Below are 15,181 nucleotides of genomic sequence, written 5' to 3' on the forward strand. Positions count from 1 at the left end.
AACAGCCTCGACACTAAACCTGGAAAAGCTCTAAAAAGACCCTGCGCGCGACAGAAGACCCCTCGGTAAATCCCTGGGCCGGCTGCCGTAATCCGGGTCCCCATCCAGGGTTTTTGTGATGGATTACAACAAGTTCTTCGACGATGCCCTCGGCCGCCTCCATAACGAGCGGCGTTACCGCGTTTTCGCGGATCTGGAACGCATCGCCGGCCGTTACCCGCACGCGGTGTGGCACTCGCCCAAGGGCCAGCGCAACGTCGTGATGTGGTGCTCGAATGACTATCTCGGCATGGGTCAGCATCCCAAGGTGGTGGGCGCGATGGTCGAGACCGCCACCCGCACCGGGACCGGCGCAGGCGGTACCCGCAACATCGCCGGCAACAACCATTCGCTGATCCAGCTTGAGCAGGAGCTCGCCGATCTGCATGGCAAGGAAGCGGCGCTGGTCTTCACCTCGGGCTACGTCTCCAACCAGACCGGCATCGCAACGCTCGCGAAGCTGATTCCGAACTGCCTGATCCTCTCGGACGCGCTGAACCATAATTCGATGATCGAGGGCATTCGCCAGTCGGGCACCGAATACCTCGTGTTCCGCCATAACGATGTTGCGCATCTCGAAGAGTTGCTGCGCGCGCATCCAGGCCGCCCGACGCTGATCGTGTGCGAAAGCCTTTACTCGATGGACGGCGACGTCGCGCCGCTGGCGAAGATCTGCGATCTCGCCGAGCGCTATGGCGCGATGACCTATGTCGACGAGGTTCATGCGGTCGGCATGTACGGTCCGCGCGGCGGCGGTATCGCCGAGCGCGATGGCGTAATGCACCGGATCGATATTCTCGAAGGCACGCTGGCCAAGGCGTTCGGCTGCCTCGGCGGCTACATCGCCGGCAGCGCCAAGGTGGTCGATGCGGTCCGCTCCTATGCGCCGGGCTTCATTTTCACCACCGCGCTTCCGCCCGCGATCTGCGCGGCCGCGACCGCTGCGATCAGGCACCTGAAATCATCGAGCTGGGAGCGTGAGCGCCATCAGGACCGCGCTGCGCGGGTGAAAGCCATTCTCACCGCGGCCGGTCTGCCGGTGATGTCGAGCGATACCCACATCGTGCCGCTGTTCGTGGGCGATCCGGAACGCTGCAAGAAGGCCTGCGATCTCCTGCTCGAAGAGCACGGCATCTACATTCAGCCGATCAACTATCCCACAGTGCCCAAGGGCACGGAGCGTCTTCGCATCACGCCGTCGCCGTATCACGAGGATGCGCTGATTGATGGACTCGCCGAGGCGCTGGTTCATGTCTGGGAGCAGCTCGAACTGCCGCTGTACGCCAAGCCCATGGCAGCGGAATAACTCAGCTGCTGAATCAAACGGCTCTGACGAATTGCCGTGCCATTGCCGGAGCCGGTGCATTCGACAATACGATCCGCATCAGGTCGGCGGCATTGCGTGCACCCAGCTTGTCCATGATGCGCGCGCGGTGAACCTCGATGGTGCGCGGGCTGATGCCGAGCCGCCGTCCCGCCTCCTTGTTCGATGCCCCGTGAGCGACCTGCCCCAGCACATCCCGCTCGCGCCGGGTGAGAAGCTCGATCCCCGGAAAATCGGCGAGACCGTCGATGTGCCCGGCGGCCGACCGGCGATAAAACAGAGCGGCCTCGCGCACGCGCTCGATCATGGCGCCGGCGGAAAACGGCTTCTCAAGAAAATCCAGCGCACCGAGCTTCATGGCTTCTACGGCCATCGCGACATCGGATTGGCCGGAGATCACAAAGACCGGCGGCGCAAAATGGATGTCGGAAAGCTGCCTCAGCACCGCGAGACCGGACCGGCCGGGGAGCTGAAGGTCGAGGATGACGCAACACGGCGTGGACGATTGGAGCCATCCAAGAAACGACTCCCCGTCTGCGAAAGCCTCCGGGGCGAAGCCCTCGATTTTCAGCAACAGCGATAGCGCGTCGCGGACCGAAGTGTCGTCGTCAACGATGGCGACTGGAGCATCCCAAATAGGTAGCATCTGGCCCATAATCCGCCCCTGAGTGCGTTAGTTTGGTAATACAACCATTACGTGCAGTACCTGATTCGACCACCCACGCCAATATTTTGTTCGTTCAGCGGACAGCATCTCACTCCGGGTGCGTGCGACAGCGGACCGGGTTAAGGTCGCACCGGGCGTTGGCCAAGGCGCGGTCCCGAAAAGCGGGAACCGGTTTTCGGAGAGGATCGTGCCCTGACGTCAGGGATCAACTCGATGCTGCATGACTGGGGCGTGATCGCAGCCGCTTTCGGCTACATCGGCCTGCTGTTCGTCGTCGCGAGCTACGGCGAGCGGCTGACGCAGGTTCAGCGCGGCCGCCTCGGCACGATCATCTATCCGCTGTCGCTGGCGATCTACTGCACGTCCTGGACATTCTTCGGCTCGGTGGGACTCGCGACCCGTACCAGCGTCGAATTTCTCGCGATCTATGTCGGCCCGATCCTGATGATCGCGTTCTGCACGCCGCTGCTGATGCGCGTCATCCAGCTCGCGAAGTCGCAGAACATCACCTCGATCGCGGACTTCATCGCCGCGCGCTACGGCAAGAGCCAGGCTGTGGCCGCCACCGCCGCCGGCATCGCCATCATCGGCTCGGTTCCCTACATCGCGCTGCAATTGAAGGCCGTCGCGTCGTCACTGGAAACGATCCTCAATCAGGATCAGGACGTTTCCAGCATTCCCTATATCGGCGACATCGCCTTCATCGTCACGATTACGCTCGCCGCCTTCGCCGTGCTGTTCGGCACGCGTCAGACCGACGCCACCGAACACCAGCACGGCCTGATGCTGGCGGTTGCGACAGAATCGCTGGTCAAGCTGGTGGCCTTCATCGCAGCCGGCGTGTTCGTGACCTTCGTGATGTTCGGGCCGGCCGATCTTTGGGAGCGCGCCATGAAGACGCCGGAGGCGGTGCGTGCCATCGAGACCGCGCCGTCGATCGGCAATTTCGCCGCCATGACGCTGCTGTCGTTTCTGGCAATCATGCTGCTGCCGCGGCAATTTCACGTCAGCGTCGTCGAGAACTCCACCGAGGCCGAGGTTCGCCGCGCGCGCTGGCTGTTTCCGCTCTATCTGATCGCCATCAACCTGTTCGTGATCCCGATCGCCATTGCCGGCCTTGTCACCTTTCCGTTCGGCGCATCGGACAGCGACATGTACGTGCTGGCGCTGCCGATTCAGGCAGGCGCTACATGGCTCAGCGTGATCGTGTTCATCGGCGGCCTTTCCGCGGCCACCGCGATGGTGATCGTGGAATGCGTGGCGCTCGCGATCATGGTGTCGAACGACATCGTGGTGCCGCTGGTGTTGAAACGGCGGCCTGCCGCGCAGGCAGGGAAGGCGAACTTCGGCGGCTTTCTGCTCAAGGTGCGCCGCGTCGCGATCTTCGCCATCATGGCGATGGCGTATCTCTACTACCACGCGCTCGGCAATGCGCAGCTCGCCGCCATCGGCCTGCTCTCGTTCGCAGCCGTCGCCCAACTGGCGCCGGCGTTTTTCGGCGGATTGTTCTGGCGCCGCGCCACCGCGCGCGGCGCGATGGGCGGCATGATGATCGGCTTTGCGGTGTGGGCCTATACGCTGTTCCTGCCGAGCTTCGCCGACGTCGATCCGCGTGGCGTGATCTGGCTGAATGAAGGCCTGTTCGGCATCGCGGCGCTGCGCCCCCGGGCACTGCTCGGCACCGAGATGGCACCGCTGATCCATGGCGTGTTCTGGAGCCTGTCGCTCAACCTTCTGACCTATATCGTGCTGTCGCTGCTGCGCCAGCCGACATCGATCGAACGGGTGCAGGCCGATCTGTTCGTGCCGAACGAACTGGCGCCGATCGCGCCGAATTTCAGGCGCTGGCGCACGACGGTGACGGTGCAGGATCTGCTCACCACGGTCGCCCAGTATCTCGGCCCGGAACGCGCGCAGCAGTCGTTCGAAACCTTCGCCGTCAGCCACCACGTCAACATCGATCGTGCGGCGCCTGCGGATTTCCGCCTGCTGCGCCATGCCGAACATCTGATCGCGTCATCGATCGGCGCGGCGTCGTCGCGACTTGTGCTGTCACTCCTGCTGCGCAAGCGCGCGGTGTCCGCCAAGGCCGCGCTGAAACTGCTCGACGACGCGCACACCGCCCTGCATTTCAATCGCGAGATGTTGCAGACCGCACTCAACCACGTCCGCCAGGGCATCGCGGTGTTCAATCCGGAATTGCAGCTCATCACGTCGAACCAGCAGTTCGGCGAGATTCTCGACCTGCCTGCGCAGTATTCTCAAATCGGCATTCCGCTGGCCGAGATTCTGGAATTCATCGGCAGCAACGGACAGGACGCAAATGCCGATCCCGCCATGCTGCAACGACGGCTCGCCGCCTACACCACCGAGGGCGAGCCCTATCTGGAGCGGCTGACCGATCGCAACATGGTTGTGGAGGTTCGCGCCAACCGGATGCCGGGCGGCGCGCTGGTGATCACCTTCTCCGACATCACGCCGAGCTTTGAAGCAGCGGAAGCGCTGGAGCGCGCCAACGCGACGCTGGAAAAACGCGTCCGCGAACGCACCGAGGAACTGACACGGCTCAACAGCGAACTGGCGCGGGCCAAGAGCACCGCCGAGGAAGCCAATATTTCCAAGACGCGCTTCCTTGCTGCGGCCAGCCACGACATTCTCCAGCCGCTCAATGCGGCGCGGCTGTATGTCACCAGCCTTGTCGAACGGCAGGACGGCGGCGAGGACGCCCGCCTTGTCGGCAACATCGACGACTCGCTGGAAGCCATCGAGGAAATTTTGGGTGCGCTGCTCGACATCTCGCGGCTCGACTCCGGCGCCATGACGCCGTCGATCTCCAGCTTCCGCATGAGCGATCTGATGCGATCGCTGGAAGTGGAGTTCACACCGATCGCGAAGGCACGAAAGCTGAAGCTTACTTTCATGCCCTGCTCGCTGGCGGTTTCCTCCGACCGCGTGCTGCTGCGGCGGCTGCTGCAAAACCTGATCTCGAACGCCATCAAGTACACGCCCAAGGGCCGGGTTCTGGTCGGATGCCGCCGCCGGGGCAAATCGCTCGAGATCGGAATCTACGATACCGGCCTCGGCATTCCGGTTCAGAAGCGCGCCGAGATCTTCAAGGAGTTTCACCGCCTCGATCAGGGCGCCCGGATCGCGCGCGGATTGGGGCTCGGCCTGTCGATTGTCGAGCGGCTGGCGCGAGTTCTGAATCACCGCATCGTGGTGGACTCGAACCGCAGTGGCGGGTCGCGGTTCTCCGTCACGATGCCGATTGCGAAGACCGCCACCCATACGGCGACCATGTCCGGCACCAGTATCTCGTCCAAGGCGCCGATGAGCGGCACCCTCATCGTTTGTATCGAGAACGACCGCGCCATCCTCGACGGCATGAAAACGCTGCTGACAGGCTGGGACGCCAAGGTGATCGCCGCGGTCGATCCGGTGACCGCTGCGGAGGCCATTGCCGCGACCAATGAGCGCGTGACCGGATTGCTGGTCGATTATCATCTCGACCGGGGCAACGGCATCGCCGCGATCCGCGACATCCGCCAGCGATTCGGCGATGGAATTCCAGCCATTCTGATTACCGCGGACCGCAGCCCGCATGTGCGCGACGCCGCGCGCGAGGATGGAATCGTCGTGCTCAACAAGCCGGTCAAGCCGGCGGCGCTTCGCGCGCTGCTCGCGCAATGGCGTGCACAGCAGATGGTCGCTGCCGAATAAACCGGGCTCACGCCCGCACGAGATCGCCGAGCGCGAGGCCGGTTGCGGCTTCAAGATCCCGGATCGCCTGCGGCGCGTCGATCACCTTGATGGTGGTCATGCCCATTTCCCGCGCCGGCTTCAGGTTGACGCCGAGATCGTCGAGATAGACGCACTTCTTCGGATCGACGTCCAGCGCCGCGACCATCATTTGATAGATCCGCGGATCGGGTTTGCGCAGGCCGATCTTCGCCGACTCGATGACATGATCGAACAGCGCCATGGTTTCCGCGACATAAAGCGCACGGCCGCCCGAGCTGCCCATGGCGTTCGCGGGAAGATTGTTGGTGATGCAGCCGGTCTTGAAATGCTGCTTCACCCGGCGGAGCGCCTCGACCATTTCCGGACGCGGATCGCCCGACAGCAGCGGCACGACATCGCGTCCCCGCACCTCGGCGCCGAGCGCGAGCGATTCGGCGGCAAACAGTTCATCGAAGGTTGCAAGATCCACTTCGGCGCGCTCGAATTTCGCCCACGCATTCTCGAAGTGGTTCGCGGCGTTTGTCCGCCGGATAATATCGACGGGAAGCCCGCGCTCCTTTTCATACCGCGCAAAAGCCTCGAACGGCGACGTGGTCAGCACCCCGCCAAAATCCCAAATCACTGCTTCAATCATGATCCATCGCTTTTGCCGGAGTCGTTTCGCGCGCGGGCACCTGCGGCACTATTTCGCCGGGTCGGCCTGTTTCCACTCTCCGCCCGCGATTTTCGCGGCGGCGATCACGGCCTGGGTCCGGCTTTCGACGCCGAGCTTTTGCAGGATGGCGGACACATGCGCCTTGATGGTGGCTTCCGACACCCCAAGCTCGTAGGCGATCTGCTTGTTGAGCAGGCCTTCCGACAGCATCATCAGCACCCGCACCTGCTGCGGCGTCAGCGTCACCAGCCGGTCGCGCAATTTGGTCATATCAGGATCAGCCGCGGCGGAGAGATCGACATCGGCCGGAATCCAGACGTCGCCGTTCATCACCTTGCCGATCGCCTCGCGCAAGGTCTCGACGCCAAAGCGCTTGGGTATGAAGCCGGACGCGCCGAAGTCCATCGACCGGCGGATGGTACTGGCGTCGTCGCTGGCCGAGACGATGACGACCGGGATCGCCGGGAATTGCGCGCGCAGATAAATCAGCCCGGAGAAACCGCTGATTCCCGGCATCGACAGATCGAGCAGGATCAGATCGACGTCGGATTCTCGATCGAGCAGCGCCGTTAACTCCTCAAACGACCCCGCCTCATCGACCCGCGCCGACGCGACGACGGTCGCGACGGCTTGTCGCAGGGCGTCGCGAAAGAGCGGATGATCGTCGGCGACAACGAGATGTGTGCTGGTAACGATGGTCATTTATCCCGCATGCAATAGCTGATTAAGCCCGACAACGATATTGGATTCCGAGTGTTTACCGTGCCGTTCAGTCATGCAACCCGGGAACAAAAACAACAAGCTCGCGGTCTCCGATTGCAACGATTGTGCACTGCACGGTGTCCCCGCCCACCAATTTGGCTGGCCGAAAGTCTTATAGGGCTGAGTTTCACGCCGATGTTACCTTGATTGCGAACTTCTCGCACTTTTTCAGCCGGCGAAAGAGCGGCGCGCAGAAGCGAATTTTTCAGCAACACGTTTGGGGAGCTTTGAAATGGCCACAATGACTACGACCTCGCCACGAGCGGGCGGCATGACGAAGGACGAACGTTTCGTCATCTTCGCATCGTCGCTCGGCACCGTCTTCGAGTGGTACGACTTCTATCTTTATGGATCGCTCGCCGCGATCATCGGTGCGCAGTTCTTCAGCGCCTATCCGCCGGCGACCCGTGACATCTTCGCACTGCTGGCTTTCGCCGCCGGCTTCCTGGTGCGCCCGTTCGGCGCCATCGTGTTCGGCCGCATCGGCGATCTCGTCGGCCGCAAGTACACCTTCCTCGTCACGATCCTCATCATGGGTCTGTCGACCTTCATCGTCGGCCTGCTCCCGAACGCTGCCACCATCGGCATCGCGGCTCCGATCATCCTGATCATTCTGCGCCTGCTGCAGGGCCTCGCGCTCGGCGGCGAGTACGGCGGTGCTGCGACTTACGTCGCGGAGCATTCGCCTCCCGGCAAGCGCGGCTACTACACCTCGTTCATTCAGACGACCGCGACACTCGGCCTGTTCCTGTCGTTGCTGGTCATTCTCTTCACCCGCACCATTCTCGGTGAAGCCGAATTCGCGGCATGGGGCTGGCGCATTCCGTTCCTGCTCTCGGTCGTTCTGCTCGGCGTCTCCGTCATCATCCGGCTCAAGCTGAATGAATCGCCGGTGTTCCAGAAGATGAAGGATGAAGGCAAGGGGTCGAAAGCACCTTTGACCGAAGCCTTCGGCAACTGGAGCAACGCCAAGCTCGTGCTGATCGCGCTGCTCGGCGGCGTGATGGGCCAGGGCGTGGTCTGGTACACGGGCCAGTTCTACGCGCTGTTCTTCCTGCAATCGATCCTGAAGGTCGATGGCTACACCGCGAACCTTCTGATCGCGTGGTCTCTGCTGCTGGGTACCGGCTTCTTCATCGTGTTCGGCGCACTGTCGGACAAGATCGGCCGCAAGCCCATCATCCTCGCAGGCTGCCTGATCGCGGCGCTGACCTTCTTCCCGATCTTCCGCATGATCTCGACCAACGCCAACCCGGCGCTGGAAAAGGCCATCGAGACGGTGAAGGTCTCGGTCGTTGCCGATCCGAAGGCCTGCGGCGACTTGTTCAACCCGGTCGGCACCCGCGTGTTCACCGCGCCTTGCGACCTTGCCCGTGACTTCCTGGCGAAGTCCTCGGTCAAGTATGACACCGTCGCCGGCGCGCCTGGCTCGCCTGTGCTGATCAAGATCAACGGAACCGACGTGCCTTACACCACGCCGGCAGCATCGAACGCTGGCGCGACCGCCGCCCTCCAGGCAGCCGGTTATCCGAAGCCCGGCGCTGCCAATACGACGATCGTGAAGATGTCGAACCCGTTCGATATCTTCAAACCGCAGGTGGCCGCGATCATCGGACTGCTGTTCGTCCTCGTGATCTACGTCACCATGGTGTACGGCCCGATCGCCGCGATGCTGGTCGAACTGTTCCCGACCAAGATCCGCTACACCTCGATGTCGCTGCCCTACCATATCGGCAACGGCTGGTTCGGCGGCCTGTTGCCCGCGACGTCTTTCGCGATCGTGGCATCGACCGGCGATATCTACGCAGGTCTCTGGTATCCGGTGATCTTCGCCTTGATCACCGTGGTGATCGGCTTCTTCTTCCTGCCGGAAACCAAGGACGTCGATATCAGCAAGTAACGATTGAAGGTCAGGCGGCTCGCTCCGCCTGACCTTTCAAACACAAACGCCGCGGAGCAATCCGCGGCCTTTTTTTGCGGCATTGGATTTCAGGATTCTGGAATTTCAGATTTTCTCCGACAGTTTTTTCTGCATGCGGTTCGCCATATCGATCAGCCGCTCCCAGACCCGCTCGATCAGCGCCATCAGCTTTTCGTGCTCGGGCGGCAATTGCAGTTCGATCTTTCCGTCGGGCGACGCCTTGCCGTCGGGCGCAGCCTGTGCGCTCTTCTTCGAATCTTCCTTGGCCAGCGGCGCGTCGGTCTTCCCGGTGACCGTGTCGCGCTGGGCCAGTTGGTCGCGCAGCTTCTTGTTGTCGGCCTGAAGCCGGCCGATCTCGGTATCGAGCGCGGCACGCTCGTCCGGCACCAGCCGGCAGGTCCAGCCGCTCTTGTTGGTGCAGATCGACACCACGCCGTTGCGGGTATCGAGCCGCAGGAATCCGTCTGTCACAGGCGACAGCGTGAACCGTCCGTTCTCGGTCTCGGGCGCGGCCTGGGCGCGCGCCTCGGGAGCGAGCATCCCCGTCACCGCCAATGCCATTACGGCAAACCTGACATCTGGACGCATGGGCTCCCTCATCGCGACACACCCGCCGTCTGTCGTTTCGTCCTCAGACGTCTGAAGTGTAGGCCTTGCGACCGGATTTCAACGCATCGGCCAGCAATTCGATCCTGTCCTGACCCCAGAAAACCTCGCCATCGAGCACCCAGCAGGGCGATCCAAACACGCCCGCCGCAATCGCATCCTGACGGTTCTGCTCATAGGCCGCACTGATCTCGTCGGAGACCGCCTGCGCGACAAGCTTCTCGCCCGGCAACCCTGATTCATCGGCCAGCTTCGTCACGGTCGCGGGGTCCGCAAGATTGAGTTCCTGCTCCCAGAGGCCCGCGAAGGCGCGGCGCATAAACGGCTCGGGGTTTAGTCCGGCAACCGTTGCAGCCACAGCGACACCATCGGCCAGCCGCGGATCGCCCGGAAAAAACTGCGGCTTGAGATTGAACTTGAGGCCGCGCTTGTCGCGCCAGCGCTGCAATTCCATCATGCGATAGCGCTGCCGCGCCGGATGACGCTTCGCCAGCGGCAGGCCTCCCGTTTCGGAAAACACGTTGATCAGCAGAACCGGCTTGTAGTCGACCTTCAACTGATGCGCGGCCGCGAGGTCCTGAAACAGCGCATGCCCGATGTAAGCCCATGGCGACTGGATGGAAAAATAGTAGTCAATCTGGCGCGCCATCGGCCCTCCCGGCTGCATGATTTCGGCAAGCTCCGGTCATATCACAACAAGTAAAACCATGCCGGCAAACACACGATTGCGCATTTCATTTATCGCAGTGCGGCGAGTGCGCGCAGCGATCTGATTTTTTCTCCGATTTCATAAGTTATTTCAAAGCGATACATGTCAATCAGGCAATCTTGACTTGACCGTATGCCGTCAGTATGGTCCGCGCGGTTTTCGTGGGTGGCGGGGCGTTTTTCTCTGAAATCGCGCGACGGGGCATGGGGTGTCGATAGCAAATGGCGAACGGCACGCACAGCAACGGTCGCGGCGAAGGGGAACGAAACAAACCGCCTGCCGACGAAGCTGCGCTCTCCGCAAGGCTCGACCGTCTGAAACATCGGCTTTCCGAAGTCCGGAATAACCGCAAAAACCAGACAGATCAGTCAGGAAGTGGGGCAGCCTCCGCCAACGCGTCCGCGATGGCACGGGGTTTTCGCCTCTCCTCCGAATTGATTGCAGGCGTCCTTGTCGGAGCGGTCATCGGCTGGGGCATCGATCGTCTTTTTTCGACGTCCCCCTGGGGTCTGATCGTGTTTTTTCTGCTTGGCTTCACCGCCGGCGTGATCAACGTGATGCGGGCAGCCGGCCTCGCAAACAGCGATGCGTCGGATCGCTCCTGACAGGATCCACCGGGATCGCTCTTGGAATTTCAAGCCAGCTTGCTGGCGGGTATGACTGTCCGGCACGCCGGCAAAGATGAAAGACGAACGTGGATGGCCGATCCAATCCATCAATTTGAGATCCACAAGATCTTCACCCTGGGCCACATCGGTGGTCAGGAGATCGCTTTCACCAATTCGTCCGCCTACATGTTCGGCGCGGTCGCAGTCGTTTCGCTACTGATGATCGGCGGCAGCGCCGCGCGCGCCCTCGTTCCGGGCCGCTTCCAGTCCGTTGCCGAACTATCCTACGAATTCGTCGGCAACACTCTGAGAGAGAGCGTCGGCGACGAAGGCATGAAGTTCTTCCCGTTCGTGTTCTCGCTGTTCATGTTCATCCTGACTGCGAACATGATCGGCATCATTCCCTACACCTTCACCGTCACCAGCCATCTCATCGTGACCGTGGCGCTGGCGCTGATGGTGTTCCTGACCGTGCTGCTCTACGGGCTGTACAAGAACGGCTTGAAGTTCTTCAAGCTGTTCGTCCCGTCAGGCATTCCGCTTTATATCCTGCCGCTCATCATGGTGATCGAGGTGATCTCGTTCCTGTCGCGGCCGGTGTCCCACTCCGTGCGTCTGTTCGCGAACATGCTGGCAGGTCACATCACCCTCAAGGTGTTTGCGGGATTCGTAACGTCGCTGAGCGCGCTCGGCGCTGTGGGCATCTTCGGTTCGATATTGCCGCTGGCGATGACGACCGCGCTCACCGGCCTCGAAATTCTCGTGGCTTTCCTGCAGGCCTACGTCTTCACCATCCTGACCTGCATCTACCTCAACGACGCACTTCATCCCGGACACTGAATTCAGACACTGGCCGGATTTCACTTATCCACTGACACCAACATCCCAAGAAGGAGTTTCACTATGGATCCAGTTGCAGCAAAGTACATCGGCGCCGGCATCGCTTGTCTCGGCATGGGCGGCGCAGGCATCGGCGTCGGCATGATCTTCAGCCAGTTCCTGAACGGCGCGCTCCGCAACCCGTCGGCTTCGCAGGGCCAGTTCGCTAACCTGATCTTCGGCTTCGCCGTGACGGAAGCGCTCGGCATCTTCTCGCTGCTGATCGCGCTGCTGCTGCTGTTCGCCGTCTAAGTCAGACCGGATGATGCGTTTGCCGCGGACTCGCTCGAGCCGCGGCTGACGCCAACAGGAGACGCTCATGGCGACGGGTCAGGGCACTGCAAAGGGCACGACCGCCCACACCGAAGCAGACGGTCATGGCAAGGCGGGCTTTCCGCCTTTCCAGAAGGAGACGTTTGCCTCGCAGCTGGTGTCGTTCGCGATCGCCTTTGCGCTGCTTTACTTCATCGTGTCGAAGTTCGCGCTTCCGCGCGTCGGCGGCATCATCGCGAACCGCGAAGGCGTGATCGAAAACGATCTCGCTGAGGCGCAGAAGCTGAAGGACGAGTCCGATCAGGCTCTGAAGGCTTATGAAACCGAACTCGCCGATGCGCGGGCGCGGGCTCAGGCCATCGGATCCGAGACTCGCGACAAGCTGAACGCGCAAGCCGAAAGCGACCGCAAGGCGCTTGAAGCAACCCTCGCGGCCAAGCTGGCCGATGCCGAAAAGACCATTGCCTCAACGCGCGCAACCGCGATGGGTAATGTCCGTTCGATCGCATCGGATGCGGCGACAGCCATTGTTCAGCGCCTCACCGGCGTTGCGCCCGACAGCAAGACTGTCGACAGCGCCGTCGATGCGTCCTTGAAGGGATAACGACGATGTTCCAAGCAGAATTCTGGGTCGCCGTCGCCTTCGTCATCCTGATGGGTGTGTTCGGCTATTTCGGCGTTCACCGCACCATCCTGCAGGCGCTCGATCGTCGCCGCGACCGTATCCAGAAAGAACTCGACGACGCCCGCCGCCTCAAGGAAGAGGCCGTGAAGCTGGTCGCCGAGTATCGTGCCCGCCGCGCCAGCGCCGAGCGCGAAGCGCAGGACATCGTCGCCAGCGCCAAGGCCGATGCCGAGCGCATCGCGGCCGAAGCCAAGGCGAAGATGGAAGATTTCGTCGCCCGCCGCACCAAGACTGCGGAAAACAAGATCGCCCAGGCCGAAAGCCAGGCCATCGCGGATGTCCGCGCAGCCGCTGCCGAAGCCGCCGTGTCCGCCGCATCCTCGATCATGACGCAGTCGGTCAAGGGTCAGGTCGCCGGCGACCTGATCGCCAAGGGCATCCAGGACGTTCGCAGCAAGCTGAACTGACGCTTCACATTCTCTGACAAAAAGAGCCGGCCTCGTTGATGCGAGGCCGGCTTTTTTCGATCGAAACCCGCGCGCGCTATTTCTTGCGTTTGCGCGCCGCAGGCTCGGGCTTCAGCGCCGCCGGATCAAAGCCGACATAGAAAATATACTTGTCGTTCGCAGCTTCCGTCGGCGCAGGATAGGTGACGTCCTCGGCGACGATGCTGAACTCGGTGTTGTCGCCCTCGAGCGCAACCGCGGTGCGGAACGCCTTGGTGACGATCACCTTCTCCGGTGCGCCCTCCTGCACGACGGCGACGCGCATCGGCACATCGACGGTCGGCGGCGCGCCCGCAGGACCGGTGATAATCCGGCCGATCACGCCGATCCGCGCGGTGACTTGCCCGCCCTGCAAATTACAGTCGCGCGCGGTGCGTGTGATCGTGCCCTGGTAGCGCAGATCGCTGCCCGAGGCCGGCTTGCCGGGCAGCCCGACCGAGAGCGTCGACGCTCCGAAGCGGATCGCGACGCTTGGACAGGTCAGTTCGCTGTTCTGGGTCGACTGCGTGGAGGGGGTGGATGACGTGCTGGCTTCCTGCGTGTTGGACCCGAACAACTGGTTGAACCTGCTGCCGATCGACGAGCCGGTGGACGAACTGCCGGAGGAGCCGCCGAACATGCTGCCGCCGCCGCAACCCGACAGGGCGGCCCCTGCCGCCACAGCCAGCGCAGCCATTGCCGCGCGCTTCAAACGCCTGCCATCAGCCATCATTGCTTCCAGTCAGCCCCAAGGATTGTAGGAAAAAGGAAAGGATCAGGCGGACTTATAGCAGGCCAAAGACGGCGAACCAAAGGCGCAACACCACGCTCAGGCAGGGCTGGTTAACCGCGGAAGTCCTCATCCAGCAGGCCATACAGGTAATGGTCCTGCCAGACGCCGTTGATGCACAGATAGCGCCGCGCCAAGCCCTCGCGGGCGAAGCCGCACTTCTCCAGCACCCGGATCGAGGACTGGTTGGTGGGGATGCAGGCGGCCTCGATGCGATGCAGATTAAGCTCGCCGAACAGGGTCGGCAGCAACACCCGCAAAGCCGCGGTCATGTAACCCTTGCCGGCATACGGCTGGCCCACCCAGTAGCCAAGCGTGCCCGCCTGCACGATCCCGCGCCGCACATTGGCGAGGGTCACGCCGCCCACCAGCACGCCGTCGTGCTCGCGAAACACCAGGAACGGATAGGCCCTGTCCTCGGCAATATCTTCGGTATAGCGGCGCAGGCGGCGACGGAATCCCGAACGCGTCAGGTCGTCGGACGGCCAGATCGGTTCCCATGGCGTCAGGAACAGCCGGCTCATTTCGCGCAATTCGCTCCACTGCACGTAATCCGGCATCTGCGGGGCGCGCAGCAGGAGCCCGTGTCCGCGCGGGGCGAGCGCCGGAGCCGTTGTTGTGGGCAAGCGAAACAGGGCCATCCCGAAACCCCTCCCGTAAGCGGATGCACACATGCATCCACATACCTTTTCTAGCACAGTTTTCCGGCTCGTCCGCCCCGGTTGCGATCCTATGACGGCCTCGAAAACACATAGGCAAGGCCGGTCAGCATCAACCCCGAGACGGCGAGGGTGAGCGGCAGGCCGGGATTGGCGGCAAACCAGAACAGGGTGAAGCCCACGATCATTCCGGCAAGCGCCGCCATCTTCGCCTTGCGCGGAATGGCGCCGCGCGAGCGCCACGCGCGCAAGGTCGGCCCGAAACGCTCGTGCTCCAGAAGCCACGCCTCGAACCGGGGAGAGGACCGCGCGAAACATGCGGCTGCCACGATCAGGAAAGGCGTTGTCGGCAGCACCGGCAAAAAAGCGCCGATCACGCCAAGCGCAACGAAGACGAATCCAAGGCCTAGGAAGAGAGCCCGCACAAGACGGGAGAAG

General features: G+C 62.4%; 17 protein-coding genes. 8 read left to right on the forward strand and 9 right to left on the reverse strand.

The window, feature by feature from the left end:
- Window positions 1-118: 118 nt before the first annotated feature.
- On the forward strand, window positions 119-1,345 hold the full coding sequence (hemA, locus tag ACP7AL_RS15670; RefSeq protein WP_425992650.1) for a 5-aminolevulinate synthase: 1,227 nt from the start codon (window positions 119-121) through the stop codon (window positions 1,343-1,345).
- 13 nt (window positions 1,346-1,358) lie between these two features.
- Here hemA and ACP7AL_RS15675 read toward each other — a convergent pair whose 3' ends face one another.
- Window positions 1,359-2,018, reverse strand: a complete 660-nt coding sequence (locus tag ACP7AL_RS15675; protein ID WP_425992652.1) for a response regulator transcription factor — start codon at window positions 2,016-2,018, stop codon at window positions 1,359-1,361.
- Between the two features lie 225 nt (window positions 2,019-2,243).
- Between ACP7AL_RS15675 and ACP7AL_RS15680 the strand changes: the two genes are divergently transcribed.
- Window positions 2,244-5,750: a PAS domain-containing hybrid sensor histidine kinase/response regulator gene (locus tag ACP7AL_RS15680; RefSeq protein WP_425992654.1), complete on the forward strand. Its 3,507-nt coding sequence runs from the start codon at window positions 2,244-2,246 to the stop codon at window positions 5,748-5,750.
- 7 nt (window positions 5,751-5,757) lie between these two features.
- Here the strand turns inward: ACP7AL_RS15680 and ACP7AL_RS15685 are convergent, their stop codons facing one another.
- The gene (locus tag ACP7AL_RS15685; protein ID WP_006022877.1) at window positions 5,758-6,405 is read right to left on the reverse strand and encodes an HAD-IA family hydrolase; all 648 of its coding nucleotides are present in this window, start codon (window positions 6,403-6,405) and stop codon (window positions 5,758-5,760) included.
- Window positions 6,406-6,453: 48 nt separating this feature from the next.
- Window positions 6,454-7,128, reverse strand: a complete 675-nt coding sequence (locus ACP7AL_RS15690; RefSeq protein ID WP_024919693.1) for a response regulator — start codon at window positions 7,126-7,128, stop codon at window positions 6,454-6,456.
- 292 nt (window positions 7,129-7,420) lie between these two features.
- On the opposite strand from ACP7AL_RS15690, the gene ACP7AL_RS15695 reads away from it, so the two are divergent.
- The gene (locus ACP7AL_RS15695) at window positions 7,421-9,088 is read left to right on the forward strand and encodes an MFS transporter (RefSeq protein WP_425992657.1); all 1,668 of its coding nucleotides are present in this window, start codon (window positions 7,421-7,423) and stop codon (window positions 9,086-9,088) included.
- A 105-nt stretch (window positions 9,089-9,193) separates the two neighbouring features.
- On the opposite strand, the gene ACP7AL_RS15700 is transcribed toward ACP7AL_RS15695, so the two are convergent.
- From ACP7AL_RS15700 to ACP7AL_RS15710, 3 genes are all read right to left on the reverse strand, one after another.
- Window positions 9,194-9,697 carry a hypothetical protein gene (locus tag ACP7AL_RS15700; RefSeq protein ID WP_425992659.1) on the reverse strand — a complete coding sequence of 168 codons (504 nt, stop codon included), beginning with the start codon at window positions 9,695-9,697 and terminating at the stop codon, window positions 9,194-9,196.
- 43 nt (window positions 9,698-9,740) lie between these two features.
- Entirely contained in the window at window positions 9,741-10,364 is a 624-nt protein-coding gene (locus ACP7AL_RS15705) for a 2-hydroxychromene-2-carboxylate isomerase (RefSeq protein WP_425992661.1), read from the reverse strand.
- Window positions 10,365-10,453: 89 nt separating this feature from the next.
- Window positions 10,454-10,747, reverse strand: coding sequence for a hypothetical protein (locus ACP7AL_RS15710; protein WP_425993004.1), 294 nt, complete (start codon window positions 10,745-10,747; stop codon window positions 10,454-10,456).
- Between ACP7AL_RS15710 and ACP7AL_RS15715 the strand changes: the two genes are divergently transcribed.
- From ACP7AL_RS15715 to ACP7AL_RS15735, 5 genes are all read left to right on the forward strand, one after another.
- Window positions 10,646-11,029 (forward strand): AtpZ/AtpI family protein, encoded by a 384-nt coding sequence (locus tag ACP7AL_RS15715; RefSeq protein ID WP_425992663.1) that lies wholly within the window; start codon window positions 10,646-10,648, stop codon window positions 11,027-11,029. The two genes, ACP7AL_RS15710 and ACP7AL_RS15715, sit on opposite strands and share 102 nt — an antisense overlap.
- 93 nt (window positions 11,030-11,122) lie before the next feature.
- Window positions 11,123-11,872, forward strand: a complete 750-nt coding sequence (locus ACP7AL_RS15720) for a F0F1 ATP synthase subunit A (RefSeq protein ID WP_006022883.1) — start codon at window positions 11,123-11,125, stop codon at window positions 11,870-11,872.
- A gap of 63 nt (window positions 11,873-11,935) precedes the next feature.
- Window positions 11,936-12,163, forward strand: a complete 228-nt coding sequence (locus tag ACP7AL_RS15725; protein ID WP_006022884.1) for a F0F1 ATP synthase subunit C — start codon at window positions 11,936-11,938, stop codon at window positions 12,161-12,163.
- A 67-nt stretch (window positions 12,164-12,230) separates the two neighbouring features.
- Window positions 12,231-12,788 carry a F0F1 ATP synthase subunit B' gene (locus tag ACP7AL_RS15730; RefSeq protein ID WP_425992666.1) on the forward strand — a complete coding sequence of 186 codons (558 nt, stop codon included), beginning with the start codon at window positions 12,231-12,233 and terminating at the stop codon, window positions 12,786-12,788.
- 5 nt (window positions 12,789-12,793) lie between these two features.
- The gene (locus ACP7AL_RS15735) at window positions 12,794-13,276 is read left to right on the forward strand and encodes an ATP synthase subunit B (RefSeq protein ID WP_006022886.1); all 483 of its coding nucleotides are present in this window, start codon (window positions 12,794-12,796) and stop codon (window positions 13,274-13,276) included.
- A gap of 76 nt (window positions 13,277-13,352) precedes the next feature.
- On the opposite strand, the gene ACP7AL_RS15740 is transcribed toward ACP7AL_RS15735, so the two are convergent.
- The 3 genes from ACP7AL_RS15740 to ACP7AL_RS15750 form a co-directional block, all read right to left on the reverse strand.
- Window positions 13,353-14,024 carry a hypothetical protein gene (locus ACP7AL_RS15740; protein WP_024919695.1) on the reverse strand — a complete coding sequence of 224 codons (672 nt, stop codon included), beginning with the start codon at window positions 14,022-14,024 and terminating at the stop codon, window positions 13,353-13,355.
- A gap of 113 nt (window positions 14,025-14,137) precedes the next feature.
- Window positions 14,138-14,725 (reverse strand): GNAT family N-acetyltransferase, encoded by a 588-nt coding sequence (locus ACP7AL_RS15745; protein WP_006022888.1) that lies wholly within the window; start codon window positions 14,723-14,725, stop codon window positions 14,138-14,140.
- A gap of 89 nt (window positions 14,726-14,814) precedes the next feature.
- Window positions 14,815-15,168, reverse strand: a complete 354-nt coding sequence (locus tag ACP7AL_RS15750; protein WP_425992990.1) for a YbaN family protein — start codon at window positions 15,166-15,168, stop codon at window positions 14,815-14,817.
- Between the last annotated feature and the right edge of the window lie 13 nt (window positions 15,169-15,181).

Origin of the sequence: Afipia sp. DC4300-2b1, from assembly GCF_049895725.1 — a bacterium.
In the GTDB taxonomy this organism is placed as follows: Bacteria; Pseudomonadota; Alphaproteobacteria; order Rhizobiales; family Xanthobacteraceae; genus Afipia; species Afipia broomeae.

Bases quoted from the DNA above. Each gene is read 5' to 3' on its own strand.
- ACP7AL_RS15730 (WP_425992666.1), top strand. From the start codon at position 12,231: ATGGCGACGGGTCAGGGCACTGCAAAGGGCACGACCGCCCACACCGAA.
- ACP7AL_RS15695 (WP_425992657.1), top strand. From the start codon at position 7,421: ATGGCCACAATGACTACGACCTCGCCACGAGCGGGCGGCATGACGAAG.
- ACP7AL_RS15745 (WP_006022888.1), bottom strand. From the start codon at position 14,725: ATGGCCCTGTTTCGCTTGCCCACAACAACGGCTCCGGCGCTCGCCCCG.
- ACP7AL_RS15710 (WP_425993004.1), bottom strand. From the start codon at position 10,747: ATGTTTCAGACGGTCGAGCCTTGCGGAGAGCGCAGCTTCGTCGGCAGG.
- ACP7AL_RS15715 (WP_425992663.1), top strand. From the start codon at position 10,646: ATGGCGAACGGCACGCACAGCAACGGTCGCGGCGAAGGGGAACGAAAC.
- ACP7AL_RS15700 (WP_425992659.1), bottom strand. From the start codon at position 9,697: ATGCGTCCAGATGTCAGGTTTGCCGTAATGGCATTGGCGGTGACGGGG.
- ACP7AL_RS15675 (WP_425992652.1), bottom strand. From the start codon at position 2,018: ATGGGCCAGATGCTACCTATTTGGGATGCTCCAGTCGCCATCGTTGAC.
- hemA (WP_425992650.1), top strand. From the start codon at position 119: ATGGATTACAACAAGTTCTTCGACGATGCCCTCGGCCGCCTCCATAAC.
- ACP7AL_RS15685 (WP_006022877.1), bottom strand. From the start codon at position 6,405: ATGATTGAAGCAGTGATTTGGGATTTTGGCGGGGTGCTGACCACGTCG.
- ACP7AL_RS15680 (WP_425992654.1), top strand. From the start codon at position 2,244: ATGCTGCATGACTGGGGCGTGATCGCAGCCGCTTTCGGCTACATCGGC.
- ACP7AL_RS15720 (WP_006022883.1), top strand. From the start codon at position 11,123: ATGGCCGATCCAATCCATCAATTTGAGATCCACAAGATCTTCACCCTG.
- ACP7AL_RS15690 (WP_024919693.1), bottom strand. From the start codon at position 7,128: ATGACCATCGTTACCAGCACACATCTCGTTGTCGCCGACGATCATCCG.
- ACP7AL_RS15705 (WP_425992661.1), bottom strand. From the start codon at position 10,364: ATGGCGCGCCAGATTGACTACTATTTTTCCATCCAGTCGCCATGGGCT.
- ACP7AL_RS15735 (WP_006022886.1), top strand. From the start codon at position 12,794: ATGTTCCAAGCAGAATTCTGGGTCGCCGTCGCCTTCGTCATCCTGATG.
- ACP7AL_RS15725 (WP_006022884.1), top strand. From the start codon at position 11,936: ATGGATCCAGTTGCAGCAAAGTACATCGGCGCCGGCATCGCTTGTCTC.
- ACP7AL_RS15740 (WP_024919695.1), bottom strand. From the start codon at position 14,024: ATGGCTGATGGCAGGCGTTTGAAGCGCGCGGCAATGGCTGCGCTGGCT.